We start from the raw sequence: 16,675 nt of genomic DNA on the forward strand, positions 1-16,675 counted from the left end.
ACGCCGTCCGCCCCCACCCGGGGCCACCGGATTCAGGTACTGCCGTGGCGTTGGCCGCACGGGGCGGCTGCTCTTCGGCAGGCGTCTGGTCCGGGACCGCAGCGGCTGGACCGAGACTGCGGGCGGCATCGGTCTCGTGCGCGACCATGTGCCCAATCAAGGCGAACCCGATCACATTCGCCCCGAGCAGGACGAGACCAGGGGCACGGCCCTCCGGTGCCCTGCGCCGGTGACTGTTCGCCCGGCTGGTGAGTAAGCGCTCGAGGCTCATGACGCCGTCCCGGCGGGCTCGGCGGCCAGGACGACGGCGTGCTCGCCGTCGGCGGTCGCGGATCCGATTTCCAGGGCCGCACGGATGTGTGCCAGGTGACTGAATGCCTGTGGATAGTTACCGAGTTGGCGGCGGGCGCGCGGGGCGTACTCCTCGGCGAGGAGGCCGACGTCGTTACGCAGCGACAGAAGGTGATCGAGGACCGCTTGGGCCTCGTCAGCGCGGCCAATCAGCGCGAGGCATTCGGCCAACCACCCGGTGCAGATCAGGAAATGTGCCTCGTCGCCGGGCAGGCCATCGACGCCGGCACACTCGCCTTCGGTCCGGTAGCGCAGCAGGAGTCCACCGTCTGTGCCGAGTTCGCGCTGGACCGCCTCGATCGTGCCGATCACCCGCTTGTCGTCGGCGGGCAGGAACCCGGTTAGGAGGGCGTGCAGGAGGGAGGCGTCAAGTTCCCTCGCCCCGTAGTACTGCACGAACGTGTTCCGCTCGGAGTCGTAGCCCTTCTCACAGACCTCGCCGTGGATCGTCTCCCTCAGTGCCCGCCACCGTTCCAGGGGGCCGGTCGCCCATCTGCGCTCGATGGCTTGGACCGCCCGGTCGAGAGTCGCCCAGGCCATCACCTTGGAGTGGGTGAAGGGGCGGCGCGGACCGCGAATCTCCCAGACACCCATGTCGGGCTCGTGCCAGAGCGTCTCCAGCTCCGTGGCGAGTTCGACTATGACGACGGCGATGCCGGGCGCCGCGTCCGGGACGGCGAGTGCGACCTCGTGCAGAGTGTCGGCGACCTCGCCGTACACGTCGATCTGGAGCTGGCTCGCCGCCCCGTTGCCGATCCGCACCGGCGCCGAGCCCTCGTATCCGGGCAGATGGGGCAGCACCTGCTCCCGCAGGTCCGCCTCGCCGTCGATGCGGTACATGATCTGCCGACGCCCGGGGGCGCTGGCGCACGAGCGCACCATCCAGTCGATCCAGGCGAGGGCCTCGGGCAGATACCCGCAGCGGGCGAGGGCGGCGACGGCAAGAGCGCCGTCGCGGAGCCATGAATAGCGGTAGTCCCAGTTCCGGATGCCGCCGATCTCCTCGGGCAGGGACGTGGTCGGCGCGGCCACGATCGCCCCGGTCGGGGCGTAGATGAGGGCGGCCAGGGCCAGCAGGGAACGCACGACGTCCTCGCGGTCCGGGCCGACGTAGGTACAGCGGGCCACCCACGCATTCCAGTGGTCGAGGGTGTGCTTCAGCAAGGCGTCGGGGGCCGGCTGCGGTGCCGGGGTGTCGATGCCCTCCCACCACGCCAGGGTGAGCGCGACCGTCTCGCCTTCGGAGACGACGAAGGTGGCGTGGATGTCGCCGCCGTTCGTCTGGAAGGGGACGGCGGCATCCACCCACAGCCGCCCGCCGTCCTCGTCGAGGTCGATGGCCACATGCCGTTCGTCGGCACGGTCGAGGCGGGGGACATCGCCCCCGTATCCGGGCCGAGTCCGCAGCAGGGTCCGCATCGCCACCTCGCCCCGGACACCGGTCATGATGCGGACGACCTGCGGCGCCTCGCTGCCCGGGACCATGAAGTCCGTGACGAGCACCGTCCCGGTCTCGGTGACCCACTCGGTCTCCAGGACCATCGTGTCGCCCACGTACTGGCGCACCGGGACGGGCACGGAGGAGGCGCTGGCCAGCTGGGCGGGGGCGAGCTGCCAGAAGCCGTGCTCGGAGGTGCCCAGGAGGCGGGCGAGGACAGCGTCGGAGTCGAACCGGCGCAGGCACAGCCAGTCGATGCTGCCGTCACGCCGGACCAGGGCAGAGCCCCGCTGGTCGCCGATCAGAGCGTAGTCCTCGATCAGCCCCGGCCCGTCCTCACCCGGCACGGGCGCGGCGACGTAGAGACGGGGGCCATCAGGCTCGTCCTGGCGGACGAGGAGACCGTCGGCGAGCAGGGTTCGGCACACGCGGGCTACGCGGCGGGCATCGAGACCGCGCCGCTGGACCACTAGCGGTATGCCGGCCCGGTGGCGTCCGGAGAGGATCGCGTCACGGATCTCCCGCGTGAATTGGACGTCTGCAGGGTGCACCTCGTCCGGACGCAGACGCCGTGCCGGCTTTCGGTGCACGAGGGCGATCTCGCCGTCCGCGTCCAGCTCACGCAGCGCCCGGCGGGTGAGCCACGCTGACTGGTGGATACGGACCGCCAGGGCTCCGACCGGGGGCAGTGCCTCGCCGCACGGGAGCTTGCCGACGATGTCACGCAGCGCGGCACACGCCACGTCGAGGCTCTTCTGTTCGGCGCGGGCGCTCACGCGGCCGCCGCCGTCGTGGGGCGGTGCGGGGCGATGATCTGCCCGCTGGGCAGCAGCTCTCCGGTGTCCTCGAAGAGCAGGAGGCCGTTACACAGCCGGCTCCACCCCTGCTCAGGGTGGTGGGCGGTCAGGCGGGCCGCGTCACGGTCGGGGGACTCGGCGGTGGGGCAGGCGGGTTGGTGCTGACACATGGGGAGCGTCCTTGCAGGAAAGGGCGGTTGGGGAGCGACGCGGTGGACGAGAAAGTGGGTGGCCTCGTCGTGGCTCACCGGGCCTTCTTTCGGGTGCGGCGGTTGCAGGGGAGCGCGCCACGGGCGAGGGTCCGGTCGGTGATGTCGACAGGCGTGGCGGCTCGAAGGCGACGGACGAGATGGTCGACGACCATCAGGCGCGTGTCCGGGGCGTCGATGGGCAGGACCGTCTTGATCGGGCGGGCCTGGGTCGGCGGAGGCGGGTAGTACGTACCATCCACCGCCACCAGCTCCGCCTCGCGGATGTAGACCGCCACGGGTCCCCGCGTGCTGAGCCGGGGACACTGGTGTGCCGAGACCCGGGCGTGGAAGAGGCATACAGGCGGCTCGGTCGTCGTCACGCCCTGGTCCCAGTCGTACTCCGGGTCATCGAGGGAGCCGGTCGGCCTAGGCAGTACCCACAGCAGGCCGTGCTCGGTGCGGGTGGCCGGTCCCATGCCGACTTGGCACAGCAGCTGTTCCATCGCCTGGCACTGCTTGAGGGGGTTCAGCACCGCGTACTGCGGCGCACCGGTCTGGGGACCGCGGACCTGGGGCCATAGCTGGCCGTCTGCATCCCGGTTTTCGGTGCCCTCGTGATAGATGCCATCAGGTCCGATCCACAGGGGCAGGGCGCGGACCTGCTGGTCCGACCACAGGGCGACGGCGGGTACCGGAAGCAGCCTGGGCTGGCGAGGGTTGGTGGTCACCATGGCTTCCGCAGCGTCTAGGCGAACGGGCCGTTCTGCCGGAGCGAGAGCGATCGTGCACACTTCGGCGCCGGTCGGATTCATCTGGGGCCTCTCTTGTAGTGGTGGGGTGGGTCCTCCACCAGCGGTTGGCTTCGCGCGGGGGTTCGCGTCTCCGAGGTCGCCTGGCGGAGGGGGCAGGCCGACCGCCGTGTTCGGGTCTTGAGCGGGACCACTCGACGGCCGGGGCACCACGCCCTCCGGTCGGAGCGGTTCCGCCCCCTGGCCGCCGATGCGTTCGGCAGGATGTTCGTCGAAGAGGCCCGGCTAGGTGTCCTCTTGGCCGCGCCCCGGTGGGCAGCGACGGGGAGGACGGTCTGGAAATCGTCCGGGGACAGGAAGCCGCGGCGGGCTGCGAGTCCTCGTGGCGGGTCGCGAGGTCGTACTCCTCATTGAGGAGCTGGAGGGATTCGATGTCCTGGCGGCCCATCGCCTCGGCGAGCCAAAAAGCGTGGTTCAACTTCCCGTACTCCCGGACGCCGGGCCGCATCCACGACTCATAGGTCCCTCACGCCGACGAGCACGCGGCCGAGCAGGTGCGGGTCGGGCCGGGGCTGTCCGCGCTCGGTCGACGGAGGCCGGCCCGGGGGCCGTTCCAGGCCCTCGCTCTCACCACCACAACTCACGGGGCTGAGGCCGGCCTCGGCCCACACCACCTTTCCGGACCTGCCCCAAGCCGGGTAGTGGCCCCAGCGACTGCTCATCATCGCGACGATGAAGACCCCTCGCCCGCTCGTCGTCTCGACCCCGGGCTCCGTCAGCACGGGCGGCCTCGCGTCGCGGTCCCACACGAACACCCTGACGGCGTCACGGACCATCTCCAGCGCCAGCTCGAAGGTCTGCACGTCGAACTGCGAGGAGAACGGAGAGACCTCCTCACCCTCCTTCTTCTTGGGGTGCCGTACCGCGTTGGTGGTGAGCTCCGAGACGATGAGCTTTACCGTCTCCACGACCTCGGCCGGCACGCCCCAGCAGGAGAGAACGTGGGCCGCGTGCAGCCGTGCCAGGCCGACAGCGTTGGGTGTGCTGGCCAGCGTGAGCGTGTCTCGTGGGTGTGGTGCCTGGGACATGGTGCCTCCCGAGTCGGGAGAGGAGCGCGGGGTGCCGCTGGCTCTCGCTTCGTGTTGGGGACCGCCTGACCCGGGTTCGACGGTTGAGTGGTGGTGGACTGCCGTCCCGGGTTCGTGTCATCACCCGGGTCCGTAGAGCCAGTGCCGACAGTTCGGCGCTGCACGGTTGGCACTGGCCGGGTACGTCCATAAGGGAACCGCTGCGGAGCCCTGGTCAGAAGGGTGCATGCAGGATGTCTTCAACCACGCAGGTTGGCACAGTTGCTGAAGGGTTGCGCAGATGACGGACACAGGGCACGACCACGGACAACGCGGGTTGACAGGGCGCTTCGCGGGCCGCCGCATTGTGGTGACGGGAGGCTCCAGAGGGCTGGGCGAGCACGTGGTGCGCTTGCTGCTGTCCGAAGGAGCGCAGGTGGCGACGTGCGCCCGGAAGTCCGAGCCGCTGGAAACGCTCCGTACTTCGCTCGGCATGCCGGCTGCTCTGTTCGTCCGATCTCTGGACGTATCCGTGCCGAAGCTGCTGGAGCGGTTCGTAGAAGACGCAGCCTCAGCACTCGGCGGGCTGGACGGCGTCGTCGCATGTGCGGGTGGTGCGCGGGGACGGGGAATCACCGAGGCATCTGCCGAGGACTGGACGGCGACGTGGGAGATGAACGTCGGTCATGTCGCCCGGCTGGTCGCGACGAGTACCCCTCACCTGCGTGAAACCGGTGGCGGATCGATCGTCGTGGTGGCCTCGGTCTCAGGGTGGAAGCCGGGACCGCAGGCTCAGTACGGTTCGGCGAAGGCAGCCCAGATCCACATGGTGTCGTCCCTCGCCAGGGAGCTGGCCGCAGATGGCATCCGCGTGAACGCGGTCTCACCCGGATCGATGCTCATCCCGGGCAAGCGGTGGGACCGGATGCGCCGAGAAGACCCGCCAGCCTTCGACCGCTTCCGCTCGGAGTTCCCGGGGGGAGAGTTGGTGCGGCCGGAGGAGGTGGCGGACGTAATCGCCTTCCTGCTCTCGGACCAGTCGCGTGCGGTGACCGGGATCAACCTGCCCGTCGACAAGGGCCAGAACGCGCCGACACCGGAAGGGTACTGACCGGCGCGTTCAGGCTGCTGTGCCGAGTATCGGCCGGGCCTTCCGCTCAAAGTCGCGCACGACGGCCTCGCCCCGGTGAGGGGCAAGACGCGCACGGAAGTCACGCAGCGCCTGTACGGATCGCTCGCTGTGAACTCCGGTGAGCAGGTCCACGGCGTTGCTCGCGGTGCCGACCGCCTCGTCCAGCCTGTTCTGCTGAAGGAACGCCGTCGCGAGCACCGAGCGACTGATGGCCTGCCGACGGCGACGGTCGCTGTTCGCCTCGACGGACGCCAGGGCAAGGCGCTCGGCCTGCCCCGCTTCGTTGAGATCGCGATGGACCAAGGCAGCTTCGGCTTCCAGATAGTGGTGGTCCAGGAAGCGAACCCACGGCGATTCCTCGGCAGGGCCCCGGCTGGCCTCCAGGTCCTTGCCGGCCGCCAGGAGGGATGCCGTCGCGCGCTGGGAATCGCCCAGGACGGCGTACCCGCGGGCGGCCATGGCATGCAAGCGCATGAGCCCGAGCGGGCTCCCCGCGGACTTGGCGGTCGCGATACCCGCTCTCGCCAGTGAGATTCCTTCGGCAGGGTTGCCGAGGCTGGTGGCGAGGTGGGACATGCCAGCCAGGATCTGCCCGCCGAGTACGCGGTCGCCGCCCTCGGCACACAGCCTCAGCGCCTGGATCATGTAGCGCTCCGCGAGTCCGTAGTCGGCGGAATCGTACGAGCACCATCCGGCCATCGCCGCGAGCTTCGCGGCCGAGGTGTAGAGGAGTCGGCGCTGGTGTGAGGGCAGATTGCGCTGCTGCAGCATGGGGGCGAGTTCGGTGCTCAGGTAGTGCACGATGCTCGCTCGGACTCCCCCGCCGCCGAAGCGGTTGTCCATCTCGTCGAACATCTCGATCATCGCCTGGACCTGCTCGGCAGGACCGCCACCGGCAACTACAGCGAGCCGGGGGGCCTGATCATCCTCCAAGAGCCACAGCAACCACTGCCGTTGGGGGTCCAAAAGGGCAGTCGCGACGTACGGCACCGCGCCAAGGAGGCTACGCCGCGAGATATCCGTCGAACCGAGCTCCGCGAGCGTATGAAGTGTTTCACCCACATCTTCACGGTACGTCAAGGCCCTTGAGACCACGGGCTTCTGAGACTGCTCGACGAAGCCGATATCCACGGGAGAAACAGGGCGGCCCAAGAACCCCGCCAGGGCGGCGGCAATGAACTCAGGGGCGCGGCCTCGCGGGGTCATCCCCTGTAGCCATCGGGACACCGATGCCTTGTCGTAGCGGGAAACCTCGCTCTGCAGCGCACTCAGTTCGTTGACCTTGCGCGCCAAAGCGGCGTGCGAACAACCGGCCTCCCCGAGCACAGCCGCGAATGCGGCGTTGGCCTCGCCGCTCGCCCTTGAACTGCCCATGTGTAGATGATGCCTTGTGGATCACCCTGCGTCCCAGGCTTCGGACACAGAGCCACGGAAATACAACCCTCGTACAACCGAACAACCCCGTCACTCCCTCCTCACGAGCCCTGCCAACGCTGACACTGGGAGGGCTGTGGGGCCCACGGCCCTTCCCGGCGAGGACGCCGTTGGAACACCGCTGGCGCCCTCAGCACTGGAGGGAGAACCAATGCAGCCTGTAGTGATCTTGGACTGCTTCACCGTCGAGCCGAGTGGCCTCGGCGTACCGCCCTACCTGTCGACCTACGTCCGAAACGCCTGGTCGGCACTGCGGCGGGCTCGGCCGGAGGCGGATGTCCGGTACGTGACCATCGACGACGTCCGCTGGTGCCTGGCCGAAGGCAAGCCCACCGTCGAACCGCCCCTGAGTGACCGGCTCACGTACTCCACCACCGTCAACCGGGACGCCGCCGTTCAGCTCCTGCGGGATGCCGAGATCGTGATCGTCATCGCCGGGGACGCGGTCCCGTCCGTTCATCTGCACGCCGTGAACGGGTCGTTCGAGGAGATCACTCGCGCGCTCGCCTGCACGCGGGGCCGCCGATATCTGCTCGGCCCGCTGTCCGCCTACGCCCTGGCCTCCCCTGCGGAGTACGCCGAGCTGTTCGACGCTGTCCACACCCACACCGTGACATCCGGCGACCTCTTGCTCGGCAGCCGGCGCCCGGCCGACTACGAGCAGATGCGAAGCGAACGCGACTCGTTCGTCGGCCTCGTCGAACAGATGCCCTGGCGTCCGATCGCCGAGCTGGAGCTGTACCGCGGCTGCACCCGACGCGAGTTCTGCGACTTCTGCAACGAACCGGCGAAGTCACCCCTCGTCGCCTTCCGCGAGGTCGACGATGTCGTCACCGAAGCGGCCCAGCTCTACGCTGCTGGCGTCCGGAACTTCCGGCTGGGTCAGCAGACCTGCTTCTTCTCCTACCGCAACCGAGACGAGGACGCGATCCGCGCCCTGCTCAGTGGCATCCGCAAGCACTGCCCCGAGCTGGAGGTGCTCCACATCGACAACGCCGATCCCCTGGCAGTGGCCGCGCCTGTCGGCTTACGCATCGCCAAGCTGGTGGCGGACTTCTGCACCGAGGGCAACTGCGCGCCGATGGGCATCGAGAGCTTCGACCCGGCCGTCATCAAACGCAACACCCTCACCTGCACGCCCGAGATTCTGATGCGCGCCGTCGAGCACGTGAATACGGCGGGTGCCGCTCGTGGCCCCGGTGGTCTGCCTATGCTCCTCCCGGGCCTGAACCTGATATACGGCCTCCCCGGGGAGACTCATGGCACCCACATGGCGAACCTTCGCGGCCTGGCCGGGATTCTCGACGCCGGCTTGCTGTGCCACCGGACGAACGTGCGCCTGGCGAGGGCGTTCCCCGGTACCCCGCTCGCCGCCCTCGATGAGCAGGAGCCGCTGCCGTCGGCCGAGCACTTCGCGTCATGGAAGGCGGACATCGACTTCACCTGGGATCAGCCGATGAAGGAGCGGGTGTACCCGACCGGCCTGCGCGTGCCCGGACTCCACTCCTACTTCATCAGCGAACAGGGCACCTACTGGCGGCGGCTGGGCTCGTACTCCATCCAGGTCGTCGAGCGCGGCGCGGCGGTGCCGCTCGGTACCACCGGTGACCTGTTGGTCACCGGTCACTCGCCGCGCATGATCTTCGGAGATCGCATTGCAGCCTTTTCCTGACGGGACGCTCGCAACGCTGGCGGCCCTGGATGCGGCGGCGGACCGTACCGTCCGTGCGGGTCTGCTGCTGCCCTGGGCCAACGTCGCCGTGGAGACCGAGTTGTCCCGCCTCGGCCTGCGCCACACGGTCTTCCACCACGCACGGCTCGTGCCCCCGTCCCGGACGACGGCGATCGACGCCTCGTTCTGGCACGGCCTGCGTGAAGCATCGGCGCAGGCGCTGGACTCGTTGTCCCACGTTCCGCTCGATGCAGTGATGCTGGCGTGTACGTCAGCGGGCTTCACCAACGGTCCACCGCTTCCGGGCGGCGTGTTCACCGCCTTCGAAGCCCTTCTGCGGGCTCTCACCGAGGCGGCTGTGGCGCGCGTGGTACTGGTCACGCCCTACCTCGCCTCTGTGACCGAAGCGGAAGCGACGGCGTTCGCCGAGGCCGGCGTGGAGGTCTTGGCTCATGCGAGTCTGGGCCTGGCCGACGGCTATCCCGCGGTCCCCCCGGATCAGATCCTGGCCCTGGTGGGGCAGCTGCCGCAGGAAGTGGTCGGAGCTGCCGAAGCGGTGGTCTTGTCGTGTACCGGGTGGCACACCCTCCCGGTGATCGCTGAACTGGAGCACCGCTTCGGGAAGCCGGTGCTCTCGTCCAACCTCGCCATGGCACTTCTGGCCACCCGAACCCGTGCTGGAGTCGGTTCATGACGATCAAGCGTGTGAAGGCGAAGCCGCTGGAGGTCCGGCGCGTCCACCGGCTGGTGGCCCGCGCCGCCGGCCTTCCGGATGTACGGGCCGAGGTGGAGGCCAATCACGACGAGAACCGGTGGTGGCCGATGTCGATCGGCGATCCGCGGGTACGGATGCTCGCCGCCGGCTGGTCCACCCGGGTCTCCTATCGAATGGTGGAGACGTACGCCCGGGTGATCACCTCGGCCGACGCACATGGCTTCGACAGCCTCCATGCTGCCACGGACGCCGAGCTTGCATCACTGGTACGTCCCATCGGTCTGCCGCAGGCCCGGATCGACTATCTGCGCTCCCTCGCCGCGCTTCTCTGTGCCTGGGAGAAGGAGGGGATCGACCCGACTGCGGAGTCAGCCGACTGCGATGCCCTGGTCCTGGACTTCGCCGCGCGGGTGCGAGGCGCGTCCTACAAAGTCGCCCAGTGCGCACTGCTCACCGCCCGCGGGTACCACTGCGGCATCATCCCGGTGGACTCCGGCATGGTCACCAAGCTCGCACCAGCTTTGGGCCTCGCCCTTCCAACGGGAGCCGTGGCACACGAGCGGATGCGGCACGTACTTGAGGCGACCGTACACGCCCGCTCAGCCGAGTTCCGGTCGCTGGTTACCGACAACGAGTACCAGGTCTCCGTCCCCGAGGGGGTGGAGCCGACCTGGTGGGTGCACCTCGTCCTCATCTACTTCAAGCGGCTGTACCTCAACGGTCCTGCCCCGCAGCTCTGCCGTCGGCGACCGGTCTGCTCGAAGGTCGTCGACTGCGCCCACCGTGCTTGAACTCCTGGGGGGAGACCGTGGAACGGCTCGACGTGATCGGCAACATCAGCCGGGACCTGACCCGCTATCCCGACCACCGTGGTGGATCCCGGCTCGGCGGTGCGGCTCTGTTCCTGTCCCTGGCGGCGGCAAGGGCCGGCCTCCGGGCAATCCCGGTCTGCGTTCTCGGAAACGATCTCGCGCACCTACCGAAGGCGCAGGGTCTGGACACGCTCGACTGGTCGGCACGGATCCAGGTCGACGGCATGTCCACCACCTTCGACTTGGAGTACGACCTGCAAGGCGAGCTGATACGAGTAGGCACGGACTACGGCGTGGCCGAAGGACTGACCGAGCACGCGCTCAGACACATGGACCTGTACCCGCGCGACACCTACCACGTCTGCTGCCGCCGCCCGCTGGATGTGGCGGCAGTGCTCGACCGACTCGCCAGGAACGGGACCCACTTCAGCGTGGACTTCTTTCTGCCGAGCGCGGAAGAGATGATCCGCGCTGCCGCCCGCTGGCTGCCGAAGGCGACCACCCTGTTCGTCAACGCTGCCGAGCACCGACTCCTGGAGCAAGCGATCGACCCCGGTGCGCTCCCGGAGGTGGTCATCACCGATGGCTCCCGGGCAGCAGTGGTTCGCCGCTTCGGACGTCAGGTGGCCTCCGCCGTTCCGCCGCCGCGTCCTCCGCGCGAGGTCTCCGGCGCCGGAGACACCTTGGCCGGGACCTTCCTGGCCCATCGTTCGCAGGGTGCGACAGCCGCCCAGGCTCTGGCGGAGGCGACTGCAGCCGCAGCCAGGTACGTCGCGGCCCCTTCCCTTCCGATCCCCGCGCCCCGTCGCGGCTGACCTAACGACTTGGGGGCCTCTCCCAGTGTCCGTCTACGTAGCCCACCGGCTCTTTGCCGCGCACGACCGCGCTCTCGCCGCCGACCTCGCCGATCGGCTAGCCGCGAAAGTCGGTCCCGATCGCGTCTTCCTGCCGTTCTGCGACACCGACGAGGAGGACCTGGTTGCCGAGGTCAAAGGGCGCCGCCTGTTCGAGCTGGACCGCGAACGCCTCGGCCGCCTCGACGCCATGGTCGCCATCCTGCACGGCCCGAGCCTCGACGACGGGGTCTGCATGGAGATCGGATACGCCGCTGCTTCGGGCGTCCCGGTCATCGTGCTCACCACCGACTTCCAGACCTACTCGCTGACCGAGGCCGGCGCTCGCCTCGAATTCCCCGACCCCCTCCTTCAGGCCGTGGCCACGCGCATCGTGCGCGTCACCAAACTCGGACCACCAACTCTGCCGTCGACTCCGCCCCAGTCCCGCTTCCCGGGCTTCCAAGCACGCAACATGGCCCAGACGAACACGGCACTCGACGCGACCGTCGACGCGCTGCTCGACCTCCCGGATCGCGCTCCCCGCCTCGTGGGGACACCCCCGGCGATCGGCGCACCCGTCTACGTCGAGGCGTCGCCGTACACGGCATGGGGCCGAGATCACCTGGCCAAAGCCTGTGTCGACGCCGACCACACGGTGATGGTGCCCCAGCGCTTCACGGCAGCGGACCCAGTAGCAGGGGCCCTGGCCGACCTGACCGCGGTGTGCTCGGCTGCCCGGCTGCTGGCCGATGTCTCCGGCGCGGAAACGCCGCCGGGAACCGCCCTGCTTATCGGTGCGGCTGCGGCCAGCGGCGTACGGATCGCGGCCTTCCAACCGCGCCCGACGTTCACGCACGCCCATGGCCGGGAGCCAAACTGGCGCAACCTCATGGTCCAGTACGCCGCCGACGCACACCTCGACAACGACGACGCCGTTCTGTCCTGGCTGGCAGCATGAACCTCGACGAGATCGTCGGCGAGTACCAGACCTTGGCCCTGGAAGGCTGCGACGGAGTCGGCAAGAGCACGCTCGGTGAACGCATATCGAAGGACCACGGCTTCGTCGTGGTGCACTCCCCGAAGACACCCGACCACCTCGACCTGGCCAGCCGCTACAGGAACATCCTCGCCGGGCCTGGACGGATCCTCTTCGACCGGTGCTTCATCAGCGAACTCGTCTACGGCCCCCTTCATCGGGGCCGGTCCCGGATCAACTGGAGCCAGGCGATCGACCTGGCCGAGAACGTCATCGAGCGTTCCGGCGTGCTCGTTCACCTGACCGCATCGCCGGCTGTCATCCGCCAGCGGCTTCTCCTGCGCGATGGTGAGGCAGTCAGCCTGAAGGAGCTGTCCGCGCTGGTGACAGGATACGAGAGGGTCTTCTCTACCCTCGCTGACTACACCCGCGTGCTCACCCTCGACACCACGGCCCTCAAACTCCCTTCGGCAGGGTGACGGCCTGCCGCAGTCAGCCCGCCGGCACACTGCTCCCGCTAGGCTTCGAAGGCACCTGCTGTACCGCCGCTGGAGGAGTCTTGGAGATCGAGTCCGCCCAGAAACTCGCCTGGGAGAACAAGACCCTCAAGGGGTTCAACACCACTGACGTGGCCTTGGAGTTCGGCCTTCTCACCGCCGAGGTCGGCGAAGCCTTCACCGCCTGGCGCAAGGGGCTGCCCGACCTCGGGGAAGAGCTGGCCGACGTCTTCCTCTATCTGACGGCCCTGGCTGAGATGAATGGCGTGGACCTGGGCTCCGAGGTCGCGCGGAAGATCGAGAAGAACACGCGGCGTACGTACGAACGGAACGAGCACGGAGCGCAGATCCGAACGAGCGACGCGTAGGTGTGACTGAGCACTTCAGTCGGCGAGTGAGCACGTGAGTCGGCGACCGGAGCGTTCCCCTGATCGAGGGCACAGACATCAAACGCACCAGTTCGAGCAGTACATCCGCAAGCATGAGGGGCCCGACCGGTCGCCGGTTCGAACCCCTCACGCTTGTGCCCCGAATGGGCCCGTTGGCTCGTCCGGTCGACTCCTACTCCAGGTCGGTAGGCAGGACCGATGCGGAACGCAGTTGCAGTCCGTACGAGAGCAGGTTGATCCATGCACCGGCATATCCCACGCCCAGCGCTGCCCATACCCCCGCGATCAGGGTCGGGTCGTTCTGGAGCCGGTGGAGGGCCACGGTGGTACAGACGCCCGCCATCAGCAGGCAGGAGATCTGTGCGGCGCGCAGCCAGACGGGGAGCGGGCCCTTGATGGGCTCGGTAGGAGTGGGCGTGATCGCCACGGCGTCTCCCAGGGGTCGAGGAGGTCATTGTCTTCTTGCCGGCGCCGGCCCTGTTGAAGTTACGGACCTCCAGGATCATTAAGTACCCCCTCATTTCGCGTAGATTGCCAAAGGTCGGTAGGAAAGGGGTCGTCAAGTGGAGTTGACGTCCACAGTGATCGGAGCGCGCGGCCTTCTTACTGACCTGGGCGCCGAGCACGGAGTCGTGTACGTCACGGGCCTTCCAGGCGCCGAGGCATGGAAGGTGACGGTGGGGCTTCGCCGCTCGGCTCACGGCACCTTCTGGCCGGCCATGCTTGCCCTCCGGTCCCATCCCGATCCCGAACGCTTCACTGAGGTGACCTCGAAGGCCATCCGCAAGCTGTGCGTGATCGACAAGCAGTCCGGTGTCCGGCCGCTTGACCGGCTGCTGGCCGTAGCAGTGGCCACGGCGACGCTTGGTCCAGGGGTGGCCCACAGGCTGAACACTGAGTGGGTTCCGCGGCGCCGGGGCGGTGGTGAACCGGCCTTCTCTCGCCTCGTGGCAATGATCTACGCCGAGGCCGTAGCAGCCGATCTGCCGCCTCGCCATGTGGTCGCGGCGGTGTGGTCCCGCAGTCTTGAGGGCGTGAACGACTGGATCCGCGACGCGCGGCAGCATGGCGCGCTCGGCCGGGACACGCGGGCGTTCCGTCCCAAGCGAGCGAAGTTCGTCCCCCTGGACCTGCACGAAACCGTGGCCGACCAGGGTCAGCCATCTGCCCACGTGGACACGACCAGTTACGGTGCGTGGATCACCCACGTGCCAGGCTCGCCCGGGTGGCAGTTCCGCGTCGAGCTGCGCTGGGACAAGGACCGGTCTGCCCGGTGCCGCGGCCTGGTCATCGAACCAGCAGCGCGTGGTCTCGACCTGCGGATTAACGCCCAGACCATCGCCTCGCTCCCGCTCGCCGAGGTGATTGAACATGGTCGCGAGGCGGGGCAACACGGCCCCACCGTCATCAGCGTGGCTCGGCTGATCGTTGGACCACTCAAGAGGGACCGGGGTCGCGAGCACTCCCGCCTGGTGGCCCAGGTGTACCGGTTCGCCCTCTCACAGGGAGTGCCTCCCCTCCAGGTGATCTGCGCGGTGTGGAACCGGCCGTACAAGAACCACCAGGACCAGCCCGACAAGACCGTGAGCACCTGGACACGCAAAGCCCGCGAGGATGGCTTCCTGCCCGAAGACGTGAAGTGGAGCCCGAGGCTACTCCGACGTCCTCGTCCCCGAGGCCGTCCCCTCCCCAAGCTCTCCAATCCAGGGAAGCCGTCCCTGGACGCACCGGCCGCAGACTGAAGTGCTCAACCCGCCAACTAAAGCGCTCAGTCACAGTAGGTCTTCCCACTGATCCAGCTCGTGTGAGCGCCAGCGACGATGGGCCCCCGACCATTGTCGGGGGCCCATCGTCGTGCACCTCAAGGCCAACGCATTGCTCGGCTGACGTCTCTAGGCGGCGAGGCCGTGACGCTCGCTTCTGTCGTCGCCCTGATCTCCTCCTACCTGCGGGCGCTCCAGGCCCAGCAACTTCAGCAGGTCAGCCGTCACCACCCGGTAGGCGTTGCCGAGACGCAGCACCTTGACCGGGTACTCCCCCTGCTTGACAAGTCCGTATCCGGTTGATCGTCCGATCATCAGCACTCCAACGCCGTTGCGTTATCGCTGTGATCTGCGGGGCAAGGGGGTTGGGCGAGGCAATGAGGTCATGGTAGCCCGGCCGGTCACGCGCGCTGTGGCACCGCCCGGGAGCCGAGCGATTCAACCCGAGGACAGCCGAAGCGTCAGTCAGCGGGCGGGTCAGACACCCGAGCGGTGCCAGGTCCCAGTCTCAATGTCGGTGGGAGATGTCATCCTCGGCTCCATGGATCACTCTGCACGGATCACCGCGTTCACAGGTCTCGTCGGGCCGCCGCCCGGCCCGGCGCCCGCCGTCGATTGGGCGGCGGTCGAGGGCTGGCTCGGCACCCCGCTGCCCGGTGACTACAAGGCGCTCGTGTCGGCGTACGGTGCGGCCGAGATAGGCGGCCCGGGTGCGGCGATCCGGCTGCCCCCCCGTGCGTCAGCACCGACGGCCGCTTCGAGTACGCAGCATGGATCGTCGAGACGCATCGGCACTCGGCGATCCGGCCCGGCATATTCACCGCGCGTCGGCGCCCCTTCCTGCCCGAGGAGGGCGGCCTGCTCGTCTTCGCCACGACGAGGAGCGGCGACCACCTCTTCTGGAACACGGGCGCGTCGGACGACCCCGACGAGTGGCCGGTCACGCTCATGACCACGAATGTGGCAGTCGGGGTGAGCGAGCCCTGGGTGGACTACGAAGTCCCGTTCCTGGAGCTGCTGTTCACGCTGCTGCGCACCGGCGTGCCGCAGCCGGGCGAGCCCTGCGGGCTGCTGGGCCCGCTGTCTTCACAGATACGGGTCTGGCCGCCGCTCGCCGGGGCCGCACCCTGGTCGCCACCGCCTGCGGGCACCGCCGTGGACGCGCGGCAGCACGCGGCGCTCACCGAGGGCTCGGGCCTCGACGCCGTCATGGCGCTGGTTCCACCGCCCCTGGAGCCGTATCTGGGCGAGGGCACATGGGAGCAGGTCTTCGAGCGGCTCGGCACCCGGCTGCCGCCGGACTTCGTGGCGCTCGCGGAGCGGTACGGGGCAGGCAACTGGAGCTGGTGGCTGGACATGAGCGCCCCACTGTCCCTGGACCGGCCACGGGAGCAAGGGCTCGCGGCCACCGTAGAGGGCATGCTTGACGGATACCGCCAACTGCGCGCCGCCCATCCCCAGTACTACCCGATGCCCGCGTGGCCCGAGCCCGGCGGCTTCCTGCCGTTCGCGTCGACCATCGACGGGGACCAGATCGGCTGGTGCGCGGACGGCCCGCCCGAGACTTGGCGCGTAGCCGTCGGCCCACGCCACTGGGACCAAGGACCGCCCCTGCCAGGCGACTTCACGACGACCCTGCTCACGTGGTTGCGCGGCGGCCCCGCCGAATCCGGCTTCCCCGGTCTGACCGGCCGGGACCTGCATCCGCTGGACGTCATGTTCTTCGAACCGTTCGGGCCGGGCGCGCCGTGGTGAAGGCCCCAAGACGACGGGCTGAGGCCTCAGCACCGTTGCGTTAGAGCCATGAGCGGCTGTTAAGGCCGTGGGCGAAGAACGCGACGGTGGCGCGGACGGTG

Annotated in this window: 17 protein-coding genes; 10 read left to right on the forward strand and 7 right to left on the reverse strand. The window is 68.7% G+C overall.

What is annotated here, in order from left to right; genetic code table 11:
• Nucleotides 1-267 precede the first annotated feature (267 nt).
• From ACIQCZ_RS13930 to ACIQCZ_RS13945, 4 genes are all read right to left on the reverse strand, one after another.
• On the reverse strand, nucleotides 268-2,136 hold the full coding sequence (locus ACIQCZ_RS13930) for a glycoside hydrolase family 15 protein (protein ID WP_402282916.1): 1,869 nt from the start codon (nucleotides 2,134-2,136) through the stop codon (nucleotides 268-270).
• Between the two features lie 425 nt (nucleotides 2,137-2,561).
• Nucleotides 2,562-2,756, reverse strand: coding sequence for a DUF5999 family protein (locus ACIQCZ_RS13935; RefSeq protein WP_402282269.1), 195 nt, complete (start codon nucleotides 2,754-2,756; stop codon nucleotides 2,562-2,564).
• A 74-nt stretch (nucleotides 2,757-2,830) separates the two neighbouring features.
• The gene (locus ACIQCZ_RS13940; RefSeq protein ID WP_402282271.1) at nucleotides 2,831-3,505 is read right to left on the reverse strand and encodes a hypothetical protein; all 675 of its coding nucleotides are present in this window, start codon (nucleotides 3,503-3,505) and stop codon (nucleotides 2,831-2,833) included.
• A gap of 536 nt (nucleotides 3,506-4,041) precedes the next feature.
• A complete protein-coding gene (locus ACIQCZ_RS13945) occupies nucleotides 4,042-4,614 on the reverse strand; it encodes an ATP-binding protein (protein ID WP_402282274.1) in 573 nt (190 codons plus the stop codon).
• 280 nt (nucleotides 4,615-4,894) lie between these two features.
• Here ACIQCZ_RS13945 and ACIQCZ_RS13950 point away from each other — a divergent pair, with 280 nt between their 5' ends.
• Nucleotides 4,895-5,704 (forward strand): SDR family NAD(P)-dependent oxidoreductase, encoded by an 810-nt coding sequence (locus ACIQCZ_RS13950; protein ID WP_402282275.1) that lies wholly within the window; start codon nucleotides 4,895-4,897, stop codon nucleotides 5,702-5,704.
• Nucleotides 5,705-5,713: 9 nt separating this feature from the next.
• Here the strand turns inward: ACIQCZ_RS13950 and ACIQCZ_RS13955 are convergent, their stop codons facing one another.
• On the reverse strand, nucleotides 5,714-7,099 hold the full coding sequence (locus ACIQCZ_RS13955) for a hypothetical protein (RefSeq protein WP_402282277.1): 1,386 nt from the start codon (nucleotides 7,097-7,099) through the stop codon (nucleotides 5,714-5,716).
• 211 nt (nucleotides 7,100-7,310) lie between these two features.
• Here ACIQCZ_RS13955 and ACIQCZ_RS13960 point away from each other — a divergent pair, with 211 nt between their 5' ends.
• The 7 genes from ACIQCZ_RS13960 to ACIQCZ_RS13990 all read left to right on the forward strand — a co-directional run bounded on the left by ACIQCZ_RS13960 (nucleotide 7,311) and on the right by ACIQCZ_RS13990 (nucleotide 13,035).
• Nucleotides 7,311-8,831, forward strand: coding sequence for a radical SAM protein (locus ACIQCZ_RS13960; RefSeq protein WP_402282278.1), 1,521 nt, complete (start codon nucleotides 7,311-7,313; stop codon nucleotides 8,829-8,831).
• Nucleotides 8,815-9,525 carry a hypothetical protein gene (locus ACIQCZ_RS13965; protein WP_402282280.1) on the forward strand — a complete coding sequence of 237 codons (711 nt, stop codon included), beginning with the start codon at nucleotides 8,815-8,817 and terminating at the stop codon, nucleotides 9,523-9,525. Before ACIQCZ_RS13960 ends, ACIQCZ_RS13965 begins: the two co-directional genes overlap by 17 nt.
• Entirely contained in the window at nucleotides 9,522-10,337 is an 816-nt protein-coding gene (locus tag ACIQCZ_RS13970) for a hypothetical protein (protein WP_390754396.1), read from the forward strand. The genes ACIQCZ_RS13965 and ACIQCZ_RS13970 overlap by 4 nt, the downstream gene beginning before the upstream one ends.
• Nucleotides 10,338-10,354: 17 nt before the next feature.
• On the forward strand, nucleotides 10,355-11,173 hold the full coding sequence (locus ACIQCZ_RS13975; RefSeq protein WP_402282282.1) for a PfkB family carbohydrate kinase: 819 nt from the start codon (nucleotides 10,355-10,357) through the stop codon (nucleotides 11,171-11,173).
• 25 nt (nucleotides 11,174-11,198) lie between these two features.
• Entirely contained in the window at nucleotides 11,199-12,152 is a 954-nt protein-coding gene (locus ACIQCZ_RS13980) for a nucleoside 2-deoxyribosyltransferase (protein WP_402282285.1), read from the forward strand.
• Entirely contained in the window at nucleotides 12,149-12,649 is a 501-nt protein-coding gene (locus ACIQCZ_RS13985; protein WP_402282287.1) for a hypothetical protein, read from the forward strand. The genes ACIQCZ_RS13980 and ACIQCZ_RS13985 overlap by 4 nt, the downstream gene beginning before the upstream one ends.
• Nucleotides 12,650-12,729: 80 nt before the next feature.
• Entirely contained in the window at nucleotides 12,730-13,035 is a 306-nt protein-coding gene (locus ACIQCZ_RS13990; protein ID WP_402282288.1) for a MazG-like family protein, read from the forward strand.
• Between the two features lie 193 nt (nucleotides 13,036-13,228).
• On the opposite strand, the gene ACIQCZ_RS13995 is transcribed toward ACIQCZ_RS13990, so the two are convergent.
• On the reverse strand, nucleotides 13,229-13,483 hold the full coding sequence (locus ACIQCZ_RS13995; protein ID WP_399860410.1) for a hypothetical protein: 255 nt from the start codon (nucleotides 13,481-13,483) through the stop codon (nucleotides 13,229-13,231).
• Nucleotides 13,484-13,619: 136 nt separating this feature from the next.
• Between ACIQCZ_RS13995 and ACIQCZ_RS14000 the strand changes: the two genes are divergently transcribed.
• A complete protein-coding gene (locus tag ACIQCZ_RS14000; protein ID WP_402282291.1) occupies nucleotides 13,620-14,798 on the forward strand; it encodes a hypothetical protein in 1,179 nt (392 codons plus the stop codon).
• A gap of 150 nt (nucleotides 14,799-14,948) precedes the next feature.
• Here ACIQCZ_RS14000 and ACIQCZ_RS14005 read toward each other — a convergent pair whose 3' ends face one another.
• Nucleotides 14,949-15,134, reverse strand: a complete 186-nt coding sequence (locus ACIQCZ_RS14005; protein ID WP_402282293.1) for a hypothetical protein — start codon at nucleotides 15,132-15,134, stop codon at nucleotides 14,949-14,951.
• A 633-nt stretch (nucleotides 15,135-15,767) separates the two neighbouring features.
• On the opposite strand from ACIQCZ_RS14005, the gene ACIQCZ_RS14010 reads away from it, so the two are divergent.
• Nucleotides 15,768-16,574 (forward strand): SMI1/KNR4 family protein, encoded by an 807-nt coding sequence (locus ACIQCZ_RS14010; protein ID WP_402282295.1) that lies wholly within the window; start codon nucleotides 15,768-15,770, stop codon nucleotides 16,572-16,574.
• Nucleotides 16,575-16,675: the final 101 nt, after the last annotated feature.

The sequence above is a fragment of the Streptomyces sp. NPDC093149 genome (assembly GCF_044754145.1).
Taxonomy (GTDB): Bacteria; Actinomycetota; Actinomycetes; order Streptomycetales; family Streptomycetaceae; genus Streptomyces.